This is a genomic window from Lentzea sp. NPDC092896 (genome assembly GCF_044754905.1).
Lineage (GTDB): Bacteria > Actinomycetota > Actinomycetes > Mycobacteriales > Pseudonocardiaceae > Lentzea.
In genome coordinates this window covers 432,840-457,315 of the sequence record NZ_JBIVPX010000004.1, presented here as the reverse complement: position 1 = coordinate 457,315, position 24,476 = coordinate 432,840, and the positions used below count along the sequence as shown (strand labels likewise).

Sequence of the window (24,476 nt, the reverse complement as noted above, 5' to 3'; positions counted from 1 at the left end):
CTGGTTGATCCAGCCGGGGCCTTCCTCGTTCTCGTCTTCCAATCAGCTGACAAAAGAGCCGGTCTTCGCGGCGGCGAGGAACGTGTCCCATCCCGCGCCGCCGAACCTGAGCCGCGACCCGTCCGCGTTCTTGCTGTCACGAACCGCCGCGCCTGATGAGACGAGCGCGATCTCGACGCACTCGGGCCCACCGGCCGACGACCTGCTGCTCTTGCGCCAACGCAAGCTTTCCACTCTGTTCACTCTCCGGTCGCAGTCACGCGAGAGTGCGAGCGATCTCCGTGATCAGGGTTGCCGATTCCCGCGGGGTCAGGGCGGAACTCACGAGACGCTCGAACATCTCGGCGTAGGAATGGACGTCCGACTGTTGTTCCAGGTAGACGCCGCTTCTGGTGCTTTCGATGTACACGACGTCGGAGTCGAGCTGCTCTGGAAAGCTCAGGATGACGAACGGGCCGTCCATCGCAGCATGACCACCGGCGCTGAACGGCACGACCTGCATCGTGACGTTCGGCAACGCACCGACTTCGAGAAGACGCGCCATCTGCACGCGCATCACCTCGGCGCCGCCGACGAGCCGGCGCAGGGCGGCCTCGTCGATCACGACGTGCAGGCGCAACGGGTCGTCCTCGCTGAGCAGGGCCTGCCTGGCCTTGCGCAACCGGACGCGGCGGTCGATCTCGCCGGTGCGCGCGTCCGGCAGCACCTGGGAGATCAACGCCCTCGTGTACGACTCGCACTGCAGCAGGCCCGGGATCATCAGCCCCTGGTAGGTCCTGATCGAGTCCGCGTCGGCCTCGTACCCCACGTAACGACCGGGCACGATGTCGCCGAACTCGTCCCACCACGCCTTGCGACGGGCTTCCCTTGCCAGCTGAACCAGTTCTTCGAGGGTGGCGGCGTCCGCGCCGTAAACGTTGAGCATGTCCCGCACGTCACGCGGGCTCACCCCCACACGGCCGGTCTCGATGCGGCTGATCTTGGAGGCCGAGCACTCCAGGCGCTCGCCCACCTCCTCGATCGTCAGCCCCGCCACTTCACGCAGTCGCCGGAGTTCGCTCACGAGCCGGCGCTTGCGCAGAGTCGGGCTGCTACCCCGCATTACTCCTCCTGGACGGCATCCACACCTCGTGGTCCTACCCAGTTTGAGAGCAAAGGAGCTCGTCGCAAAGAGACGTCATCCATTCGTGTACTGCAACTTGCAGATCGCAGCTTGGACGCGACAGTCTGCTGGGGCTGCTTACGTAAGGACTGGAGCTCTGAGCCTGATGGCCGTCACGGTGTTCAGCCAACTGGACAAGTCGCTGCACTCCCACCTGGCCACACTCACCGACCTCGCCGCACGTGGCGACGACCAGACCGCTCTCGTACTCGCCAGGGTTGAGTTGCCGAGGGTGGTCGCGGTGGTGAAGGCGTTGCTCGACGAGCACCAGCCCGACGAGCACGGCCGGTGCGCGACCTGCAAGCGCGGCTGGTTCTCACGGCGGATGCCCGCACCGTGCCGTGCTTATCTCTCGGCGCAGCTGATCCTGACCGTCGTCGGCCAGGAGACTGCGCACGGCAAGCACCTGCGCTCGGTAGGCTGATTTCCGGAACTCGATAGTTCTTCAGTTCCGGCCTGACTTGGGCCGGCTCCGCACCCCCCGACCGGAGCCGGCCCATCTACCTGATCACCTCGCGTGACGACGCCACCCAAGATCAACACGGTTGGCTGAAAGATCTGTCACAGCACCGATTCCGGCCTCATCATTGAGGGCGACGCGGCCTGATCCCGCCCCATGGTGCCTGTGCCGACACGGAGGTGTTCCCGTGCCGACCCCGCATGACCGCGCCGACGAGCTCGATGCCGTCCGGCCGCGCCGCATGCTGCCCTTAGAGCGCCTCTAGAGCGCCTCCCACAGCTCGCTCCCCTCCCCGCCCTGTGCATCCGTCGCACAGGGCTATGCCGCTATTCAGCAAAGGGAAATCTCGTGAACCATCAGCCCAGGTCCAACACCGGCGACCACACCCCGCACGGTCCACCGCTGATCCTGAAGCACGACCTGCCCGCGAGCTTCGTGCTGTTCCTCATCTCGATCCCGTTGTCGCTCGGCATCGCGCACGCCACGGGCGCGCCGCTGATGGCCGGGATCATCTCCGCGGTCATCGGCGGCGTGGTGGTCGGCGCGATCAGCGGAGCGCCGTTGCAGATCAGCGGGCCGGGGACCGGGCTCGTGGTGATCGTGGCCGGGCTGGTCGCGCAGTTCGGCTGGGCGGCCACCGCGGCGATCACGATGGCCGCGGGCGCGTTGCAACTCGCGCTGGGGCTCACCGGGATCAGCCGCCTGGTGATGTCGCTGTCCCCCGCCGTGGTGCACGGCATGCTCGCGGGCATCGGCATCTCCATCGCCGTCGGGCAGCTCGTGGTGGTGCTGGGCGGCACGGCGGCGTCGACGGTGCCCGCGAACCTCGCGCTGCTGCCGGGAGAACTGGCCGGGGCCTCGCTCGGGTCGGTGCTGGCCGGTGCCGTGGCGATCGCGGTTCTGCTGCTGTGGCCCCGTGTTCCGCGTGCCTCCGTGATTCCGGCGCCGCTGGTCGCCGTCGCCACGGCCACCGCGCTGGCGTTCGTGCTGCGCCTGGACGTCGCCAGGGTCGACCTGCCGGACAGCCACGCGCTGGTGTTCCCGGAGATGCCGCGGGGCAGCGTCGGCACGGTGGTCACGGCCATCGTCACGGTCGCGCTGGTGGCGAGCATGGAGTCGTTGCTGTCGGCCGTCGCCACGGACCGGCTGCACGACGGGCCGCGGGCCCGGCTGGACAAGGAGCTCATCGCGCAGGGCACCGGCAACGTGCTCGCGGGCGCGCTCGGCGGGTTCCCGATCAGCGGCGGCCTGGCGCGCAGTTCCACGAACGTCGCGGCGGGCGCGAAGACCCGCTACGCCGCGATCTTCCAGGGCTTGTGGATCGCGGTGGCGGTGCTGGCGTTCGCGCCGGCGTTGGAGTTGATCCCGTTGGCGGCGCTCGCGGGCGTGCTGTTCGTCGTCGGACTCCGGCTCGTGTCGGTCGCGCGGATGCGGAACCTGGTGCAGCACCGGGAGTTCCTCGTCTACGCGGCGACCGCGCTCGGCGTCGTCCTCTTCGGACTGCTGGAAGGCGTGGTCGCCGGGCTCGCCATCGCGTTGCTGCGCGCGTTGTACCGGCTGACGCACTGCTCGGTGCGGGTCGAGCGCAACCGGGTGTACGTGCGGGGATCGCTGGTGTTCCTGGGGGTCGGACGGCTCGTGCGGGAGCTGCGCGGGATGCCGCCGGGCGAGACCGTCGTGCTGGAGCTGCACGTCGACTACCTGGACCACGCGTCCTACGAGGCGATCAACGACTGGCGCGAGGGCTACGAGCGGCTCGGTGGCCGGGTTCAGGTCGACGAGGTGCACGACACCTGGTACGACCGGGCGAACCAGGGCAAACCGGGGCGGCGCAAGACGTTGCCCGGCCCGCTGCCGCGCTGGTTCGCACCGTGGTCGCACTGGCAGGGCACGCCCGGCCTGGTGACGCTGCCGGAGCAGCGGTCGTCCGTGGAGGGCGATCCGATGCTGCGCGGGATGCACGAGTTCGAACGCCGTTCCGCGCCGTTGGTGCGGCCGTTCCTGCACGAGCTGGCGGTGCGCGGGCAACAGCCCCAGCAGCTGTTCATCACGTGCGCCGACTCCCGCGTGGTGCCGAACCTGATCACCACCTCCGGGCCCGGTGACCTGTTCTGCGTGCGCAACATCGGCAACCTGGTGCCGATGCCGTCGGCGGACGACAGCTCGGTCGGAGCGGCGATCGAGTACGCCGTGGAGATCCTCAACGTCAGCACGATCGTCGTGTGTGGACACTCCGACTGCGGCGCGATGAAGGCGCTGGTGAACGGGTCCGCGTCCCGCGGCTCGCACCTGCACTCGTGGCTGCGCAACGCCGAGCCGTCGCTGATCCGGTTCCACGCGCCGACGTCGGCCGGCTGCGCGGAACTGCCGGTGGCCGACCGGCTCGCCGTCGCGAACGTCGCACAGCAGCTGGACAACCTGCTCGCCCACCCGAGCGTGCGGGAGGCGATCGCCGCGGGCACGCTCACGTTGAAGGGCATGTACTTCGACATCTCGAACGCCCGCGTGTACCTGGTGGACCCGGACCGCAACGGGCTCGAACCGGTGACGGCACCGGCGTAGAAAAGCGAGGAGCCGCCCCGAAAACTCCCGGGGCGGCTCCCTTTGACGCTGCCGACTAGCAGGTGCCGATCCAGGAGCACTCCACGTCGAAGCGCTCCTTCGCGGGAACCTTCGCGCGGTCCTGTGCCGGAGTCTTGCGCTGCTGCGGCACCGACTGGACCTGCGGCGACACCAGCTGCGTGCCGCCGTCGGAGGCCAGGCGCACGGCGATCCTGTCCTCGATGAGCTTCGGGCTGTTGAACAACAGGACGTTGTTCTGCACCACCGAGAACACCAGGTCCCGGCCCGCCGCCGTCTTCACGTAGCCGGACAGGCCGGAGACGCCGGACAGCGACCCGGTCTTGGCCTTCACGTTGCCCGCGGCCGGAGTGTTCTTCATGCGGTTGACCAGCGTGCCGTCGACGCCGGCGACCGGCAGCGACGCCTGCCACGCGGCGAACCACGGCTTGGTCCTCGCCTTGACCAGCACCGAGGTGAGGTCGTCCGGCGAGAACTGGTCGAGCCGCGACATGCCGGAGCCGTCGAAGATCTCGACCGCGTTCGGGTCGACGCCCAGACCGGACCACTTGGTGCTGAGCTGGTTGACGCCGTTGGTGAACGAACCACCCGCGGTCTTGACCAGCACCTCGGCCAGCATGTTGTTGCTGTCCTTGAGCAACGGCACGATCAGCTCGCTGAGCTTCATCGACGTGTCGGTCGCGAGGACGGCGGCGTTCGCCGGCGCCTTCTGCCGCTTCACGCCACCGGTGACGGTGATCCCGTTGGCCTGCAACGCCTTCTGGAACACCGACGTCACCAGGCCGGTCGGGTCCTTGACCGTCGAGAGCTTGGTCGTCTCGACCGTCGTGGACCCGCTGACGAAGATCCGGTTGGTGCCGTGCTCACGTTCCACGGAGATGCCGGCGTTGCCGGTGGTCGCCGTGGACACGATCTGCACGTGGTCGTTCTCCGGCTCGGTCGTGACGACAGCCGGGGCGCCCGCCGCGGCGCCCGGCTTGACGCGCACGATCACGGTGCCGGCGCTGAACTTCGCGTCCGGCGAGAGCGTGAGGGCCGACGTCTCCGCGCTGTAAGCGAACGGTTCGTCGTCCCACGCCCAGCCCGTGCCGTACGGCTGCGCGTCGAACTTGGTGTCGTCGATGACGAGCGAACCGTTCACCGTGGTGACACCGCCGGCCTTCAACGCGTCCGCGAGCTGCTGGTAGCGCAACCGGGACATCGTCGGGTCGCCACCACCGCGCAGGACCAGGTCGCCGTCGAGCGCCGTCCCGGTCCTGGTTCCGGCCGAGACGAGCTCGGTCTTCCAGCGGTAGTCCGGACCCAGCAGGTCCAGCGACGCCGTCGTGGTGAGCAGCTTCATGTTCGACGCCACCTGGGAACGCCTGCTGCTCTGCCTGGTGTAGATCACTTCACCCGAGTTGGCGTCCCGCACGACCAGGCCGACATCCGCGCCCTTCAGCGCGTTGTCGGCCAGGATCGTGTCGAGATCAGCCGTGAGGGCCTCGTTGCCGACCGCCACGGCGCCGCCGCTGGACGTCAGGGTCAACCCTGCCGCCACAGCGACGACCGCCCCCAGAACACCTAATTTCACGCTTCCACCTCTGATCGATCACCCGACCACAACGTGTGGAAGCTACCGGGCTTGTCCGTGCGGCGGTACGTGTGCGCCCCGAAGAAGTCGCGCTGTCCCTGGACAAGCGCGGCAGGCAGACGTTCCGAGCGAAGTCCGTCGTAGTAGGCCAAAGCGGACACGAAGCCCGGCGTCGGCACGCCGGATTCCACTGCCCGCACCACAACCCGGCGCCACGCGGCCTCGGCGTTCTTGACCGCGTCGCGGAAGTAGTTGTCCACCAACAAGGACTCGATGTCCGCGTTCGCGTCGTAGGCCTCGCGGATGCGGTTGAGGAACTGCGCGCGGATGATGCAGCCACCACGCCAGATCGTCGCCATCGCGCCGAGGTCGATGTTCCAGTCGAAGTTCTTCGACGCCTCACGGATCATGTCGAAGCCCTGCGCGTACGCGACGACCTTCGACGCGTAGAGCGCCTGGCGCACGTCGTCGACCAGTTCGGCGTCCGGCTTCGCGACGACCTCGCTGGCACCGAACGCCTCGCGCACGGCCTTGCGCTGGTCGGTGTGACCGCTCAGGCTGCGCGCGAACACGGCCTCGGCGATACCGGTGACCGGCACACCCAGCTCCAGCGCCTCCTGCACGGTCCAGCGGCCGGTGCCCTTCTGCTCCGCGGCGTCCTCGATGACCTGGACGAGCGGGTTGCCGTCCGCGTCGACGTGCTTGAGGACCTCGGCGGTGATCTCGACCAGGTACGACTCCAGGTCGCCCGAGTTCCACTGCGTGAAGACCTCGGAGATCTCCGCCGGCGTCTGGCCGCCGATGCGGGACAGCAGGTCGTACGCCTCGGCGATGAGCTGCATGTCGGCGTACTCGATGCCGTTGTGGACCATCTTCACGAAGTGCCCGGCGCCGTCCGGCCCGACGTGCACGCAGCACGGCTGACCGTCCACCTTGGCCGCGATCTCCTCGAAGACCGGCCCGACGTGCTTGTAGGACTCGGCGGGACCGCCCGGCATGATGCTCGGGCCGTTGAGCGCGCCCTCCTCGCCACCGGAGATGCCGGCGCCGACGAACAGCAGTCCCTTCTCCTTCAGCGCGGCCTCACGGCGCCGCGTGTCGTTGAAGTGGGCGTTGCCGCCGTCGATGACCATGTCGCCGGGTTCGAGGATCCCGCTCAGCTCGTCGATGACGGCGTCGGTCGGGCCACCCGCCTTGACCATGATGATGATCTGGCGCGGCGTCTGCAGGCTGTCGACCAGATCCTGCAGCGTCTCGGCGCCGACGAAGTCGCCCTCGTGGCCGTGCTCGTCGAGCAGGGCCTTCATCTTCGCGGGCGTCCGGTTGTGCACGGCCACTTTGAAACCGTGCCGCGCGAGGTTCCGCGCGAGGTTGCTGCCCATGGTGGCAAGACCGGTGACCGCGATACGTGCTTTGCCTTCCGTCATACGCGACAGCCTGCCGTGTTCCGCGCCTTTACGCGAGACGTCACAGGGTGTTCTCAGACTCCGTTTTGCCAGGTGAACCGCGTCACGTGCCGGTACGTATTGCTAGGCGTAAGTTGGCTTCATGACGGAATTCACGAGCGTGGGACGCTCGGCGACCGACCGTGCCCCCAGGTACGGATCGCAGCTGGTGAAGCACTTCACGGCCAAGGACCTCGAGGGGTCCTGGGAGGACACCCGCGGCTTCGTCCGCTTCTCGGCCGGCCTCGCGGAGTTCGAGGCGGCGGACGACGCGTTGATCATGCGCGTGGTCTGCACGTCGGAGGAGGACGTGGCCAGGCTGCAGGACGTCGTGGAACGGCACCTCGTCCGCTTCGGCACGCGTGACGAGCTGTCCGTCACGTGGGACTCAGGTAGCGAGAACTGACGCCGCCAGCCCGATGAGAGCGGTCCCACAGACCCTCTCGAACACCGCGCGCGTCCTGGGCCTGCTGAGCAACCTGCCCAGCTGACGCGCCGACGGCACCACGATGACCCAGAACACCGCGAACACCCCGACCGTGACGGCGCTCAGCACGGCCGCTTGCGGAAGGGGCGCGGCGTTCGGGTCCATCGCCTGCGGGATGAGGCTCAGGAACGTGAGCATCACCTTGGGGTTCAACAGGTCGCACAACATCCCGCGCAGGAACACGTTCTTCTGCTGCGGCTGCTCGTTCAGCGGCTTGCTGGCAGACCTCAGCGTCATGAAGCCGATGTAGGCCAGGTAGAGCGCGCCGATCGCCTTGACCACGAACAACGCCGCCGGAGCCGCCGCCACGAGCGCGGACAACCCGACCGTGGCGAGCGTCGCGTGGATCAGCAGCCCGGTCAGCACCCCGAGCGCCGCCTCGACGCCCTTCTTGAAGCTGCGTACGGCGTTCCCCATGACCAGAACGAAGTCGGGACCGGGCACGACCGTGATCACCACGAGTGCCAGCAGGAATGACGTCCACGCGATGTGCATGACGCAGATCGTCTGTGGTTCGTTCGTGTCTCTTCCAGCTGCTCAGTACGATGTTCGGTTATGCGCGAACAAGCCGAACTGGATTCGGTCGACTGGCACATCCTGGAGGAGTTGCAGAACGACGCGACCCTGCCGAACCGCGCGCTGGCGGAGATCGTCGGGCTCGCGCCGTCGTCGTGCCTGCAGCGGGTGCGGCGGCTGCGCGACCTGGGTGTGATCACGGGGTGCCACGCCGTGGTGGACCCGGCTACCACCGGGCTGCCGCTGGAGGCCGTGATCTCGGTGAACGTGCGGCCGCACACCCGTGCCGTGGTGGCTGGTTTTCGTGCCTTTGTGATGGCTCAGCCGGAGACGCGGTCGATCTTCCACGTGTCCGGGCAGGCCGATTTCCTGCTGCACATCGCCGTGGCGGATTCCACGCATCTGCAGGCGTTCCTGATGGACAAGATCGCTTCACGGACCGAGGTGCGGAACTTGACCAGTTCGGTGGTGCTGGAGCGGGTGGAGACCCGTGCGCTGACGCCGCCGGCGAACCTGCGGCCTACGCACCGTCGCCGGAAGGCTTGATCACCCGGATCAGCCCTTCCTGCACCACGGTCGCCACCAACTGCCCGTCCCGCGTGAAGAACCGCCCAGTCGCAAGCCCACGATTCCCGGACGCAGACGGAGAAGACGTGTCGTACAGCAACCACTCATCGGCCCGGAAAGGCCGGTGGAACCACATCGCGTGGTCCAGCGAAGCCCCGAGGACCTTGTCCAGCCCCCAGTACACGCCGTGCCGCGCCAGAACCCCGTCCAGCAACGTCATGTCCGAGGCGTAGGTCATGATGCAGAGCTGCAGCATCGGGTCGTCCGGCAGCTTGCCGTCCGCCTTCATCCACACCTGCGACGAGGCCTCGCCGGGACCGTCCTCACGCGACTCCCACGGCGGCTCGGTCACGTAGCGGACGTCGATGGGCCGCGGGAACTTGGACGTGTGGAGCGCATAGCCCTCGGCCGCCTCGGCCCAGGTCGGCAGCGACTCCGGGTCCGGCACGTCGGGCATCGGCGACGAGTGCTCGTTGCCCTGCTCCTCCAGCTGGAACGAGGCGGAGAGAGCGAAGATCGCCTTGCCGTGCTGCACGGCGACCACGCGACGGGTCGTGAAGGACCGTCCATCCCGGATTCGGTCCACCTCGTACACGATCGGCACGCGGGGGTCGCCGGGCCGGATGAAGTACGAGTGCAGCGAGTGCACCCGCCGTTCCACCGGGACCGTGCGACCGGCGGCCACCAGGGCCTGGCCCGCCACCTGCCCGCCGAAGACGCGCACTGGCGACTCGGCGGGCGACACGCCTCGGAAGATGTTCTCCTCGATGCGTTCCAGGTCGAGCAACGCGACCAGGTCGTCCACTGCGGATTGTCCACTCAAGCCGGATGGGCTCGTAGCGGCGGCTCGGGCAGCCTCGGTCACGTCAAGCTCCTACGCGTGGTCGTCCTCCCCCAGCCGGTGCACCCGGATGAGGTTCGTCGACCCAATGGTGCCAGGAGGCGATCCGGCGACGACCACCATGAGGTCACCGGCGGAGTAGCGGCCGATCTCGATCATGGCCACGTCGACCTGCCGGACCATCTCGTCGGTGGACTCGACGCGCGGCACCAGGAACGTCTCGGTGCCCCACGTCAGCGACAGCTGCGAGCGCACGGCCGGCTCCGGCGTGAACGCCAGCAGCGGCAGGTGCGTGTGCAGGCGGGCCAGGCGGCGGACCGTGTCACCGGACTGCGTGAACGCGACCAGGGCCTTGGCGTTGAGGCGCTCGCCGATGTCGCGGGCCGCGTACGAGATCACGCCGCGCTTGGTGCGCGGGACGTGCGTCAGCGGCGGCACGACGACCGACTCGGTCTCGACGGCCTCGATGATGCGGCCCATGGTCTGCACGGACTCGATGGCGTAGCGGCCGACCGAGGTCTCGCCGGACAGCATCAGGGCGTCCGCGCCGTCGAGCACCGCGTTCGCGACGTCGGACGTCTCGGCGCGGGTCGGGCGGGAGTTCGTGATCATCGAGTCGAGCATCTGGGTCGCCACGATGACCGGCTTGGCGTTCTCGCGGGCGATCTGGATCGCCCGCTTCTGCACGAGCGGGACGTGCTCCAGCGGAAGCTCGACGCCCAGGTCACCGCGGGCGACCATGACGCCGTCGAAGGCCAGCACGATGGCCTCGAGGTTGTCCACGGCCTCCGGCTTCTCGATCTTCGCGATCACCGGGAGGCGCTTGCCGCCGCTGCGGTCCATGACCTGGTGGACCAGGTCGATGTCGGCCGGCGAGCGGACGAACGACAGGGCGATGAAGTCCACGCCCAGCGAGAGCGCGAACTCGAGGTCCTCGATGTCCTTCTCGGACATGGCGGGCACGGAGACGTCCATGCCGGGCAGCGAGAGGCCCTTGTTGTTGCTGACGGGACCGCCCTCGGTCACCTCAGCCACGACGTCGGAACCTTCGACGTCCACGACCACGAGCGCGACCTTGCCGTCGTCCACGAGCATGCGGTCGCCGACCTTGGCGTCCTTCGCGAGCTCCTTGTAGGTCGTCGACACGCGGTCGTGCGTGCCCTCGACGTCCTCAACGGTGATGCGAACGATATCGCCGGTGTTCCAGTCCACCGGACCCGCGGCGAAACGGCCGAGACGGATCTTGGGGCCCTGGAGGTCGGCGAGGATTCCCACGGCGCGGCCGGACTCGTCGGCTGCCGCGCGGACCATGTCGTAAACCTGCTTGTGGTCGGCATGGCTGCCGTGGCTGAAGTTCATCCTGGCCACGTCCATACCGGCCGCTACCAGGTCACGGACCTTTTCCGGCGTGCCAGTGGCGGGACCGAGGGTACAGACGATCTTTGCGCGTCGACTCACGTGTAGAGAGAGTAGACCCCGTTCCTGGACCGATCCCGAACTACTACTCAGTAATGTTCTGACCATGGGTCGAGTACTGCCTTTTGTGATCGCGGCGTTGCTCAGCGTCGTCGTGTTGTTCACCCCCGAGTCAGGTGTGCCGAGCTCGCCACCTGGTACGGACAAGGTGGTCCACACACTGCTGTTCGCGCTGCTCGCGTTCACCGGCCTGTACGCGAAACTTCCTCGCATTTTGCCGCTGCTGGTGGTCTACGCAGGCGTTTCGGAGGTGCTCCAGCAGCTGATCACGCCCCTGCACCGCAGCGGTGACGTGCTCGACGCGCTGGTGGACGTCGTCGGGATCGGCCTGGGCTGGGCTACCGCGACCTGGTGGTCTCGCTCACACCGACGTGGTCCTCGCACCACGCGTTGAAGTCCTTGAGCTGCCTCCACGACTTGCGCACCCGGTCCAGGCACCCCGGCTCGTGCAGCACGTCGTCCGGCCCCCAGACCTTGCGCACGTAGATCGATCGGTACCGGAGCAGGTCGAGGTGCGGGTGGTCGTCGGCGAACCCGCGCGGCTTCGACTTCATCACGTCGCCCGCGAGCGTCCACCCCTGCTTGACCAGCTTGTCCACGATCTTGCGCAGCAGGACGCCGTGCGCGTCGACCGAGGCGCGGTACCGGGCGAGCTGGTCGGACTGCATGTGGAACGAGCCGCCGCCGGTCATCAGGCCCTCGGGGCTGAGCTGCACGTAGTACGCGCCGCCGCCGCGGCCCTTCTCGATGACGCCACCGCAGTGGTCCTTGTACGGCGTCTTGTCCTTGGCGAACCGCACGTCGCGGTACGGCCGGAACACCTTGCCCTCGCCGAACTCCTTCTCCAGCGCGAGCAGCAGCGCCTCCATCGGGGCGCGCACGTCGCGCAGGTAGGTCTCCTTGTTGTCGTCCCAGTACGCCTTCGAGTTGTCCAGGACCAGGCCGTCGTAGAAGTCAATGGCGTACTCGCCGAAACCGCTGAACGTCACCGAGTCAGCCTAGGCGGATCGCCCATGTGCGTGAAAATTCGTTTGAGAACACACAATCAGGCCATAATCCGGTGAATGCCCCGCCGTATCAACGCGCTCGCGACCTGGCTCCTCCAACTCGGGCCGGACGAGGTGGCCGCGATACTCCTGTACCGCCGCGACGTCGCCGACCGCTTCATCCGGACGTTGAAGGACCTCGCGACGCAGCTGACCGACTCCGACTCGGTGCACGCCGTCGAGGACACGCTGGACCAGGGCGCGCTCGACGTGCTCGGCGCGATCGTGGCGCAGAACAACGCCGGGACGGTCGACACGGTGTGCGCCGAACTGCACTGCACCGTCGGCGATTTCGAACGCGCGCTCGGGGAGCTGAAGGAACGGGCGCTGGCCTGGCCGGAGGGGTCGCGGCTGATCGCGGTGAACTCGGTGCGGACGAACGGCGCGGCGCAGGGCGAACTGACGTTGCGGCCCAAGGCACCCGGCAAGCGCAAGGCGTCCGAGATCTCGCCGATCGTGCCCGCGATGTCCACTGTGGACGGAGTGGCGCGGCTGCTGGCGTACTGCGAGCAGGACACGTTCGACGCCCGCTACACCGGTGGCGTGGCGACCGTGGAGATCCGGCGGGTCGCGCGGGCGCTGCGGGTCTCGGACGGCGTGCTGCGGCTGTGGCTGGAGCTCGCGGCCGAGGCCCAGCTGGTCGGAGTGGAACGGTCGCGGCTGCTGCCGACCAACCAGGGTGACGCGTGGCTCGACTCGCAACCGGGTCCGCGGCTCGCGGCGCTGGTCGCGGCGTGGCGGCGGATGGACTGGCGGCCGGAACCGGACCAGGCGCGGGCGGCGTTGCGCGACTACACCGGTGCCGCCGGGCTGGTGCTGCGCCGCGGCGCGCTGGAGCGGTTCTCGGCGGAGGAAGCCTTCACGAACATCAACGAACTGGTCGACGACCTCGTCTGGGAACGCCCCGCCGTGCACGACCCGAGGGCGACCGCGGCGGTGATCAGCGAGATGGAGTCGCTGGGACTGGTGGCCGGCGGCGCGCTCACGCCGCTGGGAGTGGCGGTGCTGCACGACGGCGACGTCGACACCGCGGCCGCCGAGCTGATGCCCCCGGCGACGGAGAAGGCCGCGTTCCAGACGGACATGACCGCCGTGGTGAACGGACTGCCGTCGCCCGAGCTGAGCGCGACGCTGAACCTGGTGGCGGACCTGGAGGACAACGACGCCGCACGGGTGTGGCGGCTGTCCGCCGGGTCGGTGCGGCGCGCGCTGGACTCTGGCCTGTCGGCCGCCGAGGTGCTCGCGCGACTGAACGCCGTGTCGGAAGCCGCGCTGCCGCAGGTGATCGAGTACCAGGTGCAGGACGTGGCCCGCAGGCACGGACAGCTGACGGTGACGGACGTGGCGAGTTGCGTGCGGGGCACGGATCCCGCGCTGTTGCAGGAGATCGCCCGATCGAAGCGGCTCACGTCGTTGAAGCTGCGGTTCCTCGCGCCGACCGTGCTGGCGTCGGCCCAGCCGATGGCCGAGACGCTCGCGGCGTTGCGCCGGTGCGGGTACGCGCCGACCGGACTGGACGCCGGCGACAAGTCCATTGTGGAGAGTGTCGGCCGGCTGCGGGCCTCCGCCCGCGGCGAGCGCAAGCCAGAGCGGTGGTGGCGCACCGAGATGAACGACCTGGAGCTGGCCCAGCTCGCGGTCCGGCTGGTGGAGCAGGAGCGGCCGAGCGTCGGGCCCGGCGCACCGCGGGCCAACGCGGCGCGGATGCTGCGCGACCAGAACGTCTTCCTGCGCGACGAGGAGGTCGTGCTGTTGTCGTCGGCGCTGGTCGACGGGAGCAACGTCGAGATCAAGTACGCGACCGGGCCGCGCCGCACCGACACGTACGTGATCATGCCGACCAAGCACCTCGAGGGCGTGCTGAGCGCGGACTGCGAGGACGGCACGAGCAGGGAGTTCGACATCGGGCACGTCCGCAAGGTCGCGCTCCCCGAATGAACAGCTGGTGAAGTACCCCGGCGTGCGGTGATCGCCTGCCGATACTGGAGGTGTGGCCGATCCGTTTTCCGCCGGACTGCTGATGGTGCTCGAGACCGTGCTGGAGCGCGTGCTGCTCGGTCTCTTCGACGTCGTGCACAAGGGCGCCAAGGACAAGAAGCGCCAGCGCGAGCTGACCAGGCCGGGCCCGCTGGTCGAGCGGGTCAGCTCCGAGCTCGCGCGCGGTGAGCTGAGCGCCGTCGAGCAGCACGAGTGGCAGGCCGCCGTGGACGCGGTGCGCGAGTCCATCGAGGCCGCGCTGCCGTTGCGGCCGGAGGAAGCGCTGCGGGTGATGCTGACGCCCGAGTCGTTGCGCGCCCACGTGCTGTCCCGGTCGGAGCAGATCCGGCGTGCGGCCGGGCTGTCCGAGCAGGCGACGGCCGTCTACGACGCGTTGCTGCTGCGGGTGTGCGTCGCGGTCGTCGAACTGGTGTGGTCGCAGCCGGAGTACGCGCGGCGGCTCTCGGTGGAGATGTACCGGATGGGCCGGGCGACCGCCGACGCCGTGACACGGCTCGCGGACCAGCAACAACTCGCGCTGACGGCGGCGCACCGGGACTTCGAGGACCGTTACGCCGACCAGGTCGCGCACGCGCTGGGCGGGCTGGAGCTGTTCGGGGTGTCGCGCGGGCGGGCGCCGCGCAGGCAGTCGTTCGACACCTCGTACGTGTCGCTGGCGGTGGCGCGGGTCGGGGACACCGACGAACTGACCGGGGCCGGGCTGCCGGTGGCGGCGGCGCTGGCGGACACGCCTCGGGTGCTGATCCGGGGCGGCGCGGGCGCGGGCAAGACGACGTTCCTGCGCTGGCTCGCGATGAACGCGCTGGGCGAGACGCGGACCTCGGGCGACGAGTGGCTCGGGCTGGTGCCGTTCTTCGTGCCGTTGCGGCAGTACACGTCGCTGCCGAAGCCGGAGGAGTTCATCTCGCCGACGGCCTCGATGATCGAGGAGGAGAAGCCGTCCGGGTGGGTCACCGCGCGGCTCAAGGAGGGGCGCGCGCTCGTCCTGGTCGACGGCGTGGACGAGTTGGTGTGGGAGCGGCGGGCCGAGGCACGGCTGTGGCTGGAGAAGCTGGTCAACGCCTATCCCGACGCCCGCTACGCGATCACGACCCGGCCGGCCGCGGTGCCGGAGGACTGGCTGGAGGACGTCGGCTTCAGCGCGTTCGACCTGTTGCCGTTGAGCGACAAGGGTGTGCGCGACTTCGTGGAGGCCTGGCACACCGCCGCCCGCGACGAGCCGGGGCTGACCCGGGACGCGCGGGTGTGGCTGACCGAGTGCGAGGCACGGCTGGTGACGACACTCGCGAAGCGGCCGGACCTGCGGCGGCTGGCGTCGAGTCCGTTGCTGGCGGGACTGTTGTGCGCGTTGCACCAGGACCGGAACATGCACCTGCCCCGCGATCGCCGGTCGCTGTACGAGGCCGCGCTGGACCTGTTGCTGGTGCGGTGGGACGAGGACCGCGGGCTCGCGCTGCCGTCGTTCTCCAAGGAGGAGCAACTCGTTCTGCTGCAACGGTTCGCGTACTCGCTGGTGCGCAACCGCGAACTGATGGTGCCCCGCGAGGAGGCCGTGCACCGGCTCGGGAACGCGATGCGCGGGCTGCGGTCGCACGACATCGACCCGGACGAGGCGATGCAGCGGCTGCTCGAACGGGCCGGGCTGCTGCGGGAGGTCGCGTCCGAACGCGTGCAGTTCGTACACCGGACGTTCCGGGACTACCTGGCGGCCAAGGAGGTCGTGGACGCGGGCGACCTGAACCTGTTGGTGGACAGGGCGCACCTGGACGAGTGGCACGACGTCGTGGTGATGGCGGTCGCGCACGCCCGGCCGCGCGAACGGGCCCGTGTGCTGATGGACCTGCTGGCGGGCAACGACGACACGCGCAAGGACGAACGCGGGCGGGACAAGCTGCGGCTGCTCGCGCTGGCGTGCCTCGACCAGGCCGACGTGATCGAACCGGAGACCGCGCGGGCCCAGGTGACGGCGGCCGCCGCGGCGCTGATCCCGCCGAAGAGCTTCGCGCACGCCGACGCGTTGTCCGAGGCGGGCTCGTTCGTGGTCGACCTGCTGCCGGGTCCGGAGGCAGCAGGCGAAGCCGCGTACATCGTGCGGACGCTGGCCAACATCGGTGGCGAGGCCGCGTGGGAGCGGATCGCGGAGTTCGTGGCCGTCGATCACGCGATGGTCATCGACGAACTGCTGCGGGCGTGGCGGAACACGCCGGACGCGGAGAAGTACGCGAAGTCCGTGCTGTCCAAAGTGGATTTCGGCGACCGGCGGGTGGACGTCCGCGGCTGGCACCGGATCCAGTTCATCATGCACCTGGAGAAGCTGCGGTACGTGCGGTGCATCGGCAACATCAACCCGCTGGACCCGCTGGGCGCCATGCCGTCGCTGCACCGGCTGGAGCTGTGGCAGAACGAGGTGATGCGCGATCTGTCGCCGCTGGCCGGGTCGCGCTCGTTGAAGGAGCTGCACCTGAGCCGCTGCCGCCCGCTCGGGCGGATCGACCTGTCGCCGGTGAGGGACCTGGACGAGCTGCACCTGCACTTCAGCCGGGTCGAGCTGGAGTCGCTGGAGGGTGGCGCTCTGCGGCGCCTGCAGATCCGCGACTCGGCCACCGACGAGGGACTGGACGCGTTGCCCGGCCTGCCCGCGTTGCGCGAACTGGCGATCGACCACCGCCCGCCCTACCCGCTGGCGGGGCTGGAGCGGTGGCCGACCATCACGACGCTGGAGGTGTTCGGCGTGCCTTCAGCGGACGACCTGCGCGTCCTGCCGGCACTGGAACACCTCGTGGTGCATCAGCCGGAGTCGCTTGCCCGGCTGGACGAGCTGCGTCCGGCGTTGCCAGGGGTGCGCGTCACCAGTTGATGTCGTCGAGGCTGTCCAGCGGCTTGCGGTCGGCCTCGTCGAGCAGCTGGACCGACGCGGTGTCGGCCGCGTGCAGCTCGGCCGGGAAGGTGAGGCTCAGGCGCTTCTCCAGCTCGGTCAGCGACACCTGGAACACCCGGAACTCGTCCAGGTCGAGCGCCTCGGCCAGGACGATGTTCTGGGTCAGCAGGAACGCGCTGCAGCGCAGCTCGCCGTCCACCACGAACGCGATCGCCTTGTAGAACTCACGCGGGATCGCGACGCTGCGGAACACCCTGTCGTCGGCGTTGAAGACCGGGCCGCCGTAAACGCTGACCTTGAGGTTGTCGACGTCGACGTCGGCGAGCACCGCGTCCTCGAGCCTGCCCCAGAGCCCTTCCTTGGTGCTCTGGTTGAAGTCGTCCATCTGCGGCGTGATGTTCGTGAAGAAGAACGAGTCCCTGTTCGCCTTCTGCGCCTCGGCCTTCGGGCCCCAGCACAGGTCGGCGCGACGGGCGAGGTGGCCGCGGTCGAGCCTGTTGTCGCGGTAGAGCTCGTCGCCGGTCTGGAACTCGGCCGGGACGCGCGGGTCCTTGACGAACGGGATGTTGGTGCGGCTCAGTGCCTTCATCTCACCGCCGTCGATGTTCCACGCGACCCAGCTCGCGAACTTGCGAGACTTGCTCATCGCGAGCGAGAAGTGCGTGTAGTCGATCGTGGTCGAGCCGTCGAGCTCGACCGCGTCGGCCTCTCCCGAGTCGGTCAGGACCGGGATCCCGGCGGTCGTGCCGAGGAACTTCGCGTCGAAGCCTGCGCTGGTCATGTGTCGCCCCCTACTGGTTCATCTTGAGGGTCGACATCTCCCACAGGGCCGTTAGCCGCATACACCCGAACGGCCCAGTGTTCATCAGCTCTTCCTGACCAGTTTCCCGTCCGCGGCGATCGCGAACCACTCGTCGTCGACGCCCTGGCCGTTCAGGTCACCGGCGACCTGGTCTCCCACGTAGTAGTAGAGCGGCCACTTTCCGTACACGGCCTGCGAGCTCTCGTCGATCTGCGAAACGAGCTGTCCGTCAGCGCCGTCCTTGGCGTCCACTTCGGACTCCGCGGTGAGCGCGGGCCACACGGCGACGCAGTCGGCGTCGCACGCGCTGGACTTGTTCTCGTCCTTGGTGAAGGCGTAGAGCGTCCGTCCCGTTTGGTCGACGAGGATCGGTCCGAGGTCGGACTGCGCGATCTTCACCTCGACCTTCGCCGGGGCCTCCTGCCGCGAACCTTGTTGCGGTGCCTCGTTTCCGCAGGCAGCCAGTCCGGCGAGCAACACCGGCAGCAGCAGAATTCCCATACGTGCACGCATTTTCGTCTCCTAGCGGGGTGTGCTCTGTTCCGACGTTGACACGTAATGAGACGTGGTTCGGTTCATCGGAAGATTCCTTGAACCGAATCCGATCGACGTCCGTGTTGGTCATGTCGGGTCCGCCAGACCCCCCGACTCCCACAGCGGAGCCTTGGAGCACATCCCATGCCTGTCAACAAAAACGTCGCTGCCGCATGCCTTCTGGGCGCCACGCTCGGACTAGCCGTGGTGACGCCGGCGTCCGCCGCCCAGGACACCGTGACCGTGAAGATCACGAACACGGCCGGCTACGAGGCCAGTCTCTGCGCCGCCGACCAGCTGGAAGGCCGTTGCCTCGACGGCGCCAAGAGGGGCGAGTCCCGCACCTTCACCGTGAAGCCCGGCCACGGCCGGATCGAGGTGCGCGTGGTCGTGAAGAACGGCGGCTCTGCCTTCGAGTTCTTCACCGCCGACGGCCCCACGCTCAACATCGACGCGGGCGGTTCCGCCGAGAAGCCGACCGCCACGAAGGCGGGCGCACAGGACCACGGCACCGGGCACGGCGGCCACACGACGGCTCCGCCCGCACCCGGCCAGACCGCGCCGCAGACCCCGCCGGTCAAGCCCGCCACCGGCAAGCCCGTGTTCTTCTCCGCCGAGCTGGACGGCCGCCAGGAGGTCCCGACCGCCGGTGGCCCCGCCGTGGGCGACGCGGACGCCTCGGCGAAGGCGCTGGTCGAGGTGCGCGGTGACCGCGTGACGTTCGCGCTGGAGTGGAAGAAGACGGCCCAGCTCACCCTCGGCCACATCCACCAGGGCGCGGCCGGGCAGAACGGCGCGGTGAAGGTCAACCTGTTCACCACCGCGATGCCGGAGACGCTGGGCGCCGCCGCCGGCCAGACCGTGGTCGACGCGAAGCTCGCCGAGGACATCCGCAGGAACCCGGCCGGTTTCTACGTGAACCTGCACAGCACCGAGAAGCCCGGTGGCGCGGTCCGCGGCCAGCTCAAGCCGCTGACCAGGCAGGTCAACCCGCTCGACATCATCAAGGGCGGTAAGCTCCGCGCGTTCTCCAACGGCCGCAACGAGGTTCCGGTGGCCGACGGCCCGAAGGTCGGCGACCCGGACGGCCAGGCCATCACGTTCGTGCAGCCCACCGCCACCGGTGTCGACTTCTCGCTGGCGTGGGTGAACGTCGACGCGCCGACCCTCGGCCACGTCCACCAGGGCGCGAAGGGCGTGAACGGCGCCGTGAAGATCACGTTCTTCGGCACCGCCGTCCCGAACGGCATCTTCGCGGTCTCGGGCACGGCCACCGCCGACAAGGCCACGCTGGACGCGCTGCGCAAGTCCCCCAAGGACTTCTACTCCAACATCCACACGGCGGCGTTCCCCGGCGGAGCGGTGCGCGGCCAGTTCACGACTCACTAGCCAACTGAATGAGAGAGGCGCCGCGACCGCGACCCCCACGGTCGCGGCGCCTTTCGCTATCTCCCGACGAGGTCGACCGTCTTGCCGGCCCGCCTCGACTCGTCCACCCACTGGTCGATCGCCTGCCCGCAGGCCTGGTCGAGGTGCCGGACCCCGCTCAGGTCCATCCGGACGTGCTCGCGGTCCACGCGGTCCAGTTCGTCGAGCAGCACGGGCAGCTTCAGGAACGTCGCGTTGCCGCGCAACGCCACACCCTCCGCCGTCACGGTCACCTGCAGCCTGGACACGTCCCAGGCCGTCTTGATCACCGCCGCCAGCAGACCGGCCACGGTGCCGGTCAGCAGGTCGGTCGCCACGATGAGACCGGCCGTCAGGACGAAGATGAAGCTCTCGGCCTTGTCGGTGCGCCACGACGCGACCACCTCGCCCAGGCCCAGCAGCTTCCACCCGGCGTGCACCAGCACGGCGGCCAGCACCGCGACCGGGATCAGCGTCAGCAGCCCCGGCAGCAGCACCACGAACAGCAGCAGCCACACGCCGTGCAGCACCCTGGAGGCCTTGGTGCGGGCCCCGGCGTTGACGTTCGCCGCGCTGCGCACGATCACCGCCGTCATGGGCAACGCGCCCAGCAGGCCGCAGATCGTGTTGCCCACGCCCTGCGCGACCAGTTCCTTGTTGTACTGCGTGCGCGGGCCGCTGTGCATGCGGTCGACGGCGGCCGCGCTGAACATCGACTCCGCCGAGGCGACGAGGGCGAACACCACGGCGGTGCCGATGACTCCGGTGTCCAGCAACGAGAAATCAGGCAGGTGCACGTCCGTCGAGAGGGTGCCGACCGTGATGCGTTCGACGTCCGACGCGAACACCGCCGCCACCGCGGTGCACACGACCACTCCGACCAGGATGCCCGGCACGACCCGCAGCGGAGTCCGTTGCCACAGCAGCATGATCAGCACGGTGAGCAGGCCCAGTGCCAACGCGACCGGCGAGACGATCAGATGCTTCAGCTGGCCGAAGATCAGCACCAGCCCGATGCCCGCGAGCATGCCCTGCACCACGGACGGCGAGATCGCGCGGAACCACCGCCCGCACCTGGCTAAGCCCAGCGCCACCTGCAACAACCCGGCGCCGAGCACGATCACGCCCAGCGCCTGAATTCCGTGCCGGCTGACGGCATCCGCCACCAGCACCGTCAGCCCGGCGGCCGGTCCGCTCACCTGCATCGTGCTGCCCGGCAGCAGGCCGACGACGATGCCGCCGACCACGCCGGTCACGATGCCGAGTTCGGCCGGCACCCCGGACGCCACCGCCACGCCCACGCACAGCGGCAGCGCCACGAGGAACACGACGACCGACGCGCCGAGGTCGGTCCAGTACTTCTTCATCACGTCAGAAACCCCTACAGCGGAAGGAAGGCGTGCTCGGCACACGCGGAGACCTCGCCGGTCTCGATGTCGTAGAACCAGCCGTGGACGCGCAACGAACCCGAAGCGACCTTCTCGGCCACGAACGGGTACGCCAGCAGGGTTTCCAGCTGGGCGCGCACGTGTTCCTGTCCTTCGGTCCGCATCGCCGGATCGGACGACTGGCGCGGCCGTCCGGGACGCAGCCACCCGCGCATCGCGGGCAGGTGGTCGATGCCGCCGCCCGTCAACGCGCCGACCGCACCGCAGTGCGAGTGGCCGCAGACGACGATCTCGCTGACACCGAGTTGCAGCACGGCGAACTCGATCGTCGCCATCTCACTGGACGGCGCGGTGAGCGAATAGGGCGGGATGACGTTGCCCGCGGTGCGGAGTTCGAACAGCGAACCGGGCTCGGCACCCGTGATCGCGGCCGTCACGATGCGCGAATCGGCACACGTGATGAACATCGTGGTGGGCTGCTGACCAGCGGCGAGCCTGCGACCCAGTGCGCGGGAACGCGATGCGGCGTGTGCGCGGGCATGCTGAACAAAGCGATGGAAGTCCATGGGAGTCCCTCACTGCTAAGGAAAAGTGTTTCGGTTGGATCGGGCAGCGGGGACCGATCAGTTTCGGAACACCTGCAGTGCAGGAGGTGTGCGCCAGACCAGTATCGGTTCGGCGTCGGAGATGAGCGCGAGAACACCGGGAACGCCGCGCGGCGTGAACACCGTGAAGAACGACGGAGCGGCCACGCTGGACGTGCGGTCGACGGACGTGACCAGCAGACGCAGGCGGCTCGTCTCGCGCTCCTCGCGCGGAGCTTCTTCCTTGGGGACAGAGGTCTTCGACTTCGGCGGCGGCGCGCCGATCGACACAGTGGACACGGCCGGGGTCAGCACGGCGCACAGGGCGACGATGACAGCGAGAAGAACGCTGCGCATGCTCACACCCCCAACCGAGTTGATCTACGACTATCAGTTTCGCCCAAAGTGGACAAGTTCCGCGATATACGAGACTGACTTTGCTCACAACACACACAAGTTTCACCCGAAAGGGCTTCTGATTTCACGGAAACGTACGTATGCGGAGAGTGGTCCTGCCACGTTGTAGATCCGCCAATCAGTGGACGACCGGCCGCCGATCCCTGTCAGCTCTGCACAATCGGTGACCGAATGGCAAAGGAGACGGTCGTGGCGAGGGTGTTCATCAGCCACGCGACGCAGAACGTGGCGATCGCGACACACATCCGCAACTGGCTCGAAGGTGATCACGAGATCTTCCTGGAAGTTCATCCTGAGGACGGGATCCAGGTCGGCGAGGCGTGGCGCGAACGTTTGCACCACGAGCTGCGGATCGCGGACGCCGTCGTGTGCGTCGTCAGCCAGGCGTCGGTCACGTCGAGCTGGTGCAACGCCGAGATCGCCATCGCGGACGCGCTGGGCACCCTCCTGCTGCCCGTACAACTCGACGGCGTCATCCACCCGTTGATCGGGCACCTCAACCACATCCCGCACACCACCGCCCGCCGGCACCTGGAGAAGGCGCTGCGGCGGTTCGACACCGACGGCCGCAAGCTCCCGAAGGACCAGGAACCGTTCCCCGGCCTGGACGCGTTCAGCACGGCGCTCAGCGCGGTGTTCTTCGGCCGGGACGCGGAAACCCGCGCGCTGGCCCGCAAAGTGCGCCGCGGGCCCGGCCTGCTCGCCGTCGTCGGCCCGTCCGGCTGCGGCAAGTCGTCGTTGGTCAGGGCCGGTCTGCTGGCCCAGCTCGCGGACGACCCGCGCTGGCTCGTCATGCCGCCGTGGCTGCCGGGCAACGACCCGCTCGACGCGCTCGCCCGCGCGGTGCGCAAGACGGCCGGCCGCGTCGGGCTCGGCTGGACGTTGCGGGAGACCAGAGATCGACTCGCCCTCGACGGGCTGCGCGGCGTCGCCCAGGAGCTCGTGGACGAGGACCGCAGACTCCTGATCACCATCGACCAGGCGGAGGAGCTCTTCACCCGTGCCGGAGAGAAGGACCGCCAGCTCGTCGCGAGCCTGCTCAAGGACGCGCTCGCGGACAACGTGCGGGTGGTCGCGACGCTGCGGTCGGAGTTCCTGGACGACCTGCGGACGTTGCCCGAACTGAGCGGCGTCCACCTCGGCAGCTACGTGCTGGCGCCGCTCGCGCGCGAGGTGCTCAACATCGTGATCACCGGCCCTGCCCGCGTGGCCGGGCTGAAGGTGCACCCGGAGCTCGTCGCGCTGCTGGTCGAGGACACGGCGAGCGGTGAAGCCCTGCCGTTGCTCGCGTTCACGTTGCAGCACCTGGCGATGGGCGTGCCCAGGGGCGGCACGCTCTCCAGCGAACTGTACGAGCACTTAGGCGGCGTGCACGGCGCACTCGCCCGCCACGCCGACGACGTGCTCGACCGCGCCGTCGCGGAAACCGGGATGAGCAAGGAAGAACTGCTCGCCCGCCTCGCGACCCTGGCCACGCTCGACCACACGGGCAGGCCGACCCGCAAGCGCGTCAACATGTCCCAGTTGGACGCGCACGCCCGTGCCGCGCTGGAGGTGTTCGTCCGGCACCGTCTGCTCACCGCGAGCGGCGACAAGCAGGGCCGCTGGATCGGCGTGGCGCACGAGGCCTTGTTCACCGAGTGGCGGCCGTTGCGCAGCGCCATCGAGGAACGGCAGATCGGCCTGCGCGCGGCCCGGTCCGTCGAGCTGGACGCCTCGCAGTGGATCGAGGGCGACCGCGCGGACCACCTGCTGCTCAACGAGGACACGTTCGCCGCCGTCGCGCCGCTGGTGGCGAACGACGACCTCTCCCCCGACGCCCGCCGGTTCCTGGCCGTGAGCCGCGACCGGATCCACGCGCTGCGAGGGCAACGCCGGCGCGACCGCAGGCGCACGGTCAGCTGGCTGGCGGTGTTCCTGGTGGCCGCGATCGGCGCGGCCGGGCTGGCGGCGTTCCAGTGGCACAACGCCAGCGTGGACCGGGACAGGGCGACAGCACGCGCACTCGTGGTGCAGGCCCAGGTAGCGCGAACGTCATCGCCACGACTGGCGCTGCGTCTCGGCCTGACCGCGCACGCACTGGCGCCCAGCCAGGACACGAAAGCCGAACTGACCACCACGTTGCTCGACTCGTTCGGCATGCCCGGCAACCTGTTCGCCCAGGCCTGCGAGGTCGCGGCAGGGGGCCTCAGCCCGCTCGAATGGCAGCGATATCTACCGGAACTGGACTACCGCGACACCTGCGCCCAGGCGGCATAGGCGAACGCCCCGGCCGACGTCGTTGTCGGCCGGGGCGTCATGCTGCTCTCCGCTGG

At 68.9% G+C, this 24,476-nt stretch carries 22 protein-coding genes; 9 read left to right on the top strand and 13 right to left on the bottom strand.

Translation table 11 applies throughout. The features are described 5' to 3' along the window. Positions 1 to 42 precede the first annotated feature (42 nt). Entirely contained in the window at positions 43 to 234 is a 192-nt protein-coding gene (locus ACIQF0_RS23090) for a DUF397 domain-containing protein (protein ID WP_360041463.1), read from the bottom strand. A 22-nt stretch (positions 235 to 256) separates the two neighbouring features. Continuing rightward, complete coding sequence (locus ACIQF0_RS23085; RefSeq protein ID WP_360041466.1) at positions 257 to 1,102, bottom strand: helix-turn-helix transcriptional regulator; 846 nt, start codon at positions 1,100 to 1,102, stop codon at positions 257 to 259. A gap of 166 nt (positions 1,103 to 1,268) precedes the next feature. Between ACIQF0_RS23085 and ACIQF0_RS23080 the strand changes: the two genes are divergently transcribed. Together ACIQF0_RS23080 and ACIQF0_RS23075 are read left to right on the top strand one after the other, a co-directional pair. Then, positions 1,269 to 1,586, top strand: a complete 318-nt coding sequence (locus ACIQF0_RS23080) for a hypothetical protein (protein WP_093597178.1) — start codon at positions 1,269 to 1,271, stop codon at positions 1,584 to 1,586. Positions 1,587 to 1,970: 384 nt separating this feature from the next. After that, positions 1,971 to 4,184, top strand: coding sequence for a SulP family inorganic anion transporter (locus tag ACIQF0_RS23075; RefSeq protein ID WP_401032411.1), 2,214 nt, complete (start codon positions 1,971 to 1,973; stop codon positions 4,182 to 4,184). 55 nt (positions 4,185 to 4,239) lie between these two features. Here ACIQF0_RS23075 and dacB read toward each other — a convergent pair whose 3' ends face one another. After that, on the bottom strand, positions 4,240 to 5,775 hold the full coding sequence (gene dacB / locus ACIQF0_RS23070) for a D-alanyl-D-alanine carboxypeptidase/D-alanyl-D-alanine-endopeptidase (RefSeq protein ID WP_401032409.1): 1,536 nt from the start codon (positions 5,773 to 5,775) through the stop codon (positions 4,240 to 4,242). Then, positions 5,772 to 7,202: an NADP-dependent phosphogluconate dehydrogenase gene (gene gndA / locus ACIQF0_RS23065; protein ID WP_401032406.1), complete on the bottom strand. Its 1,431-nt coding sequence runs from the start codon at positions 7,200 to 7,202 to the stop codon at positions 5,772 to 5,774. Before gndA ends, dacB begins: the two co-directional genes overlap by 4 nt. A 121-nt stretch (positions 7,203 to 7,323) precedes the next feature. Between gndA and ACIQF0_RS23060 the strand changes: the two genes are divergently transcribed. Next, the gene (locus ACIQF0_RS23060) at positions 7,324 to 7,626 is read left to right on the top strand and encodes a DUF2218 domain-containing protein (protein ID WP_330273382.1); all 303 of its coding nucleotides are present in this window, start codon (positions 7,324 to 7,326) and stop codon (positions 7,624 to 7,626) included. Here ACIQF0_RS23060 and ACIQF0_RS23055 read toward each other — a convergent pair. Beyond that, complete coding sequence (locus ACIQF0_RS23055; protein WP_401032402.1) at positions 7,609 to 8,202, bottom strand: LysE family translocator; 594 nt, start codon at positions 8,200 to 8,202, stop codon at positions 7,609 to 7,611. The genes ACIQF0_RS23060 and ACIQF0_RS23055 overlap by 18 nt on opposite strands. 60 nt (positions 8,203 to 8,262) lie before the next feature. Between ACIQF0_RS23055 and ACIQF0_RS23050 the strand changes: the two genes are divergently transcribed. Continuing rightward, on the top strand, positions 8,263 to 8,769 hold the full coding sequence (locus ACIQF0_RS23050; protein WP_360041482.1) for an Lrp/AsnC family transcriptional regulator: 507 nt from the start codon (positions 8,263 to 8,265) through the stop codon (positions 8,767 to 8,769). Here the strand turns inward: ACIQF0_RS23050 and tesB are convergent. Together tesB and pyk are read right to left on the bottom strand one after the other, a co-directional pair. Beyond that, positions 8,744 to 9,655: an acyl-CoA thioesterase II gene (gene tesB / locus ACIQF0_RS23045; RefSeq protein ID WP_360041484.1), complete on the bottom strand. Its 912-nt coding sequence runs from the start codon at positions 9,653 to 9,655 to the stop codon at positions 8,744 to 8,746. The genes ACIQF0_RS23050 and tesB overlap by 26 nt on opposite strands. 9 nt (positions 9,656 to 9,664) lie before the next feature. Then, entirely contained in the window at positions 9,665 to 11,089 is a 1,425-nt protein-coding gene (gene pyk, locus ACIQF0_RS23040; protein WP_360041487.1) for a pyruvate kinase, read from the bottom strand. Between the two features lie 64 nt (positions 11,090 to 11,153). Between pyk and ACIQF0_RS23035 the strand changes: the two genes are divergently transcribed. After that, positions 11,154 to 11,501: a VanZ family protein gene (locus tag ACIQF0_RS23035; protein WP_401032397.1), complete on the top strand. Its 348-nt coding sequence runs from the start codon at positions 11,154 to 11,156 to the stop codon at positions 11,499 to 11,501. On the opposite strand, the gene ACIQF0_RS23030 is transcribed toward ACIQF0_RS23035, so the two are convergent. After that, positions 11,446 to 12,096 carry a DUF2461 domain-containing protein gene (locus ACIQF0_RS23030; RefSeq protein WP_401032394.1) on the bottom strand — a complete coding sequence of 217 codons (651 nt, stop codon included), beginning with the start codon at positions 12,094 to 12,096 and terminating at the stop codon, positions 11,446 to 11,448. The genes ACIQF0_RS23035 and ACIQF0_RS23030 overlap by 56 nt on opposite strands. A 75-nt stretch (positions 12,097 to 12,171) precedes the next feature. On the opposite strand from ACIQF0_RS23030, the gene ACIQF0_RS23025 reads away from it, so the two are divergent. Beyond that, complete coding sequence (locus ACIQF0_RS23025) at positions 12,172 to 14,091, top strand: helicase-associated domain-containing protein (RefSeq protein WP_401032391.1); 1,920 nt, start codon at positions 12,172 to 12,174, stop codon at positions 14,089 to 14,091. 52 nt (positions 14,092 to 14,143) lie between these two features. Next, positions 14,144 to 17,008, top strand: a complete 2,865-nt coding sequence (locus ACIQF0_RS23020) for an NACHT domain-containing protein (protein WP_401032388.1) — start codon at positions 14,144 to 14,146, stop codon at positions 17,006 to 17,008. Here the strand turns inward: ACIQF0_RS23020 and ACIQF0_RS23015 are convergent. Together ACIQF0_RS23015 and ACIQF0_RS23010 are read right to left on the bottom strand one after the other, a co-directional pair. Beyond that, the gene (locus ACIQF0_RS23015; protein ID WP_401032385.1) at positions 16,998 to 17,810 is read right to left on the bottom strand and encodes a DNA/RNA non-specific endonuclease; all 813 of its coding nucleotides are present in this window, start codon (positions 17,808 to 17,810) and stop codon (positions 16,998 to 17,000) included. The two genes, ACIQF0_RS23020 and ACIQF0_RS23015, sit on opposite strands and share 11 nt — an antisense overlap. Before the next feature lie 84 nt (positions 17,811 to 17,894). Then, a complete protein-coding gene (locus tag ACIQF0_RS23010; RefSeq protein ID WP_401032383.1) occupies positions 17,895 to 18,344 on the bottom strand; it encodes a hypothetical protein in 450 nt (149 codons plus the stop codon). A gap of 165 nt (positions 18,345 to 18,509) precedes the next feature. Between ACIQF0_RS23010 and ACIQF0_RS23005 the strand changes: the two genes are divergently transcribed. Beyond that, positions 18,510 to 19,754 (top strand): CHRD domain-containing protein, encoded by a 1,245-nt coding sequence (locus tag ACIQF0_RS23005; RefSeq protein ID WP_401032380.1) that lies wholly within the window; start codon positions 18,510 to 18,512, stop codon positions 19,752 to 19,754. 56 nt (positions 19,755 to 19,810) lie between these two features. Here ACIQF0_RS23005 and ACIQF0_RS23000 read toward each other — a convergent pair whose 3' ends face one another. The 3 genes from ACIQF0_RS23000 to ACIQF0_RS22990 all read right to left on the bottom strand — a co-directional run bounded on the left by ACIQF0_RS23000 (position 19,811) and on the right by ACIQF0_RS22990 (position 22,101). After that, the gene (locus ACIQF0_RS23000) at positions 19,811 to 21,139 is read right to left on the bottom strand and encodes a SulP family inorganic anion transporter (protein WP_401032377.1); all 1,329 of its coding nucleotides are present in this window, start codon (positions 21,137 to 21,139) and stop codon (positions 19,811 to 19,813) included. 14 nt (positions 21,140 to 21,153) lie between these two features. Beyond that, complete coding sequence (locus ACIQF0_RS22995) at positions 21,154 to 21,627, bottom strand: carbonic anhydrase (protein WP_360041513.1); 474 nt, start codon at positions 21,625 to 21,627, stop codon at positions 21,154 to 21,156. 156 nt (positions 21,628 to 21,783) lie between these two features. Beyond that, positions 21,784 to 22,101: a hypothetical protein gene (locus ACIQF0_RS22990; RefSeq protein ID WP_401032374.1), complete on the bottom strand. Its 318-nt coding sequence runs from the start codon at positions 22,099 to 22,101 to the stop codon at positions 21,784 to 21,786. Between the two features lie 249 nt (positions 22,102 to 22,350). Between ACIQF0_RS22990 and ACIQF0_RS22985 the strand changes: the two genes are divergently transcribed. Beyond that, the gene (locus ACIQF0_RS22985; protein ID WP_401032371.1) at positions 22,351 to 24,420 is read left to right on the top strand and encodes a TIR domain-containing protein; all 2,070 of its coding nucleotides are present in this window, start codon (positions 22,351 to 22,353) and stop codon (positions 24,418 to 24,420) included. Positions 24,421 to 24,476 lie beyond the last annotated feature (56 nt).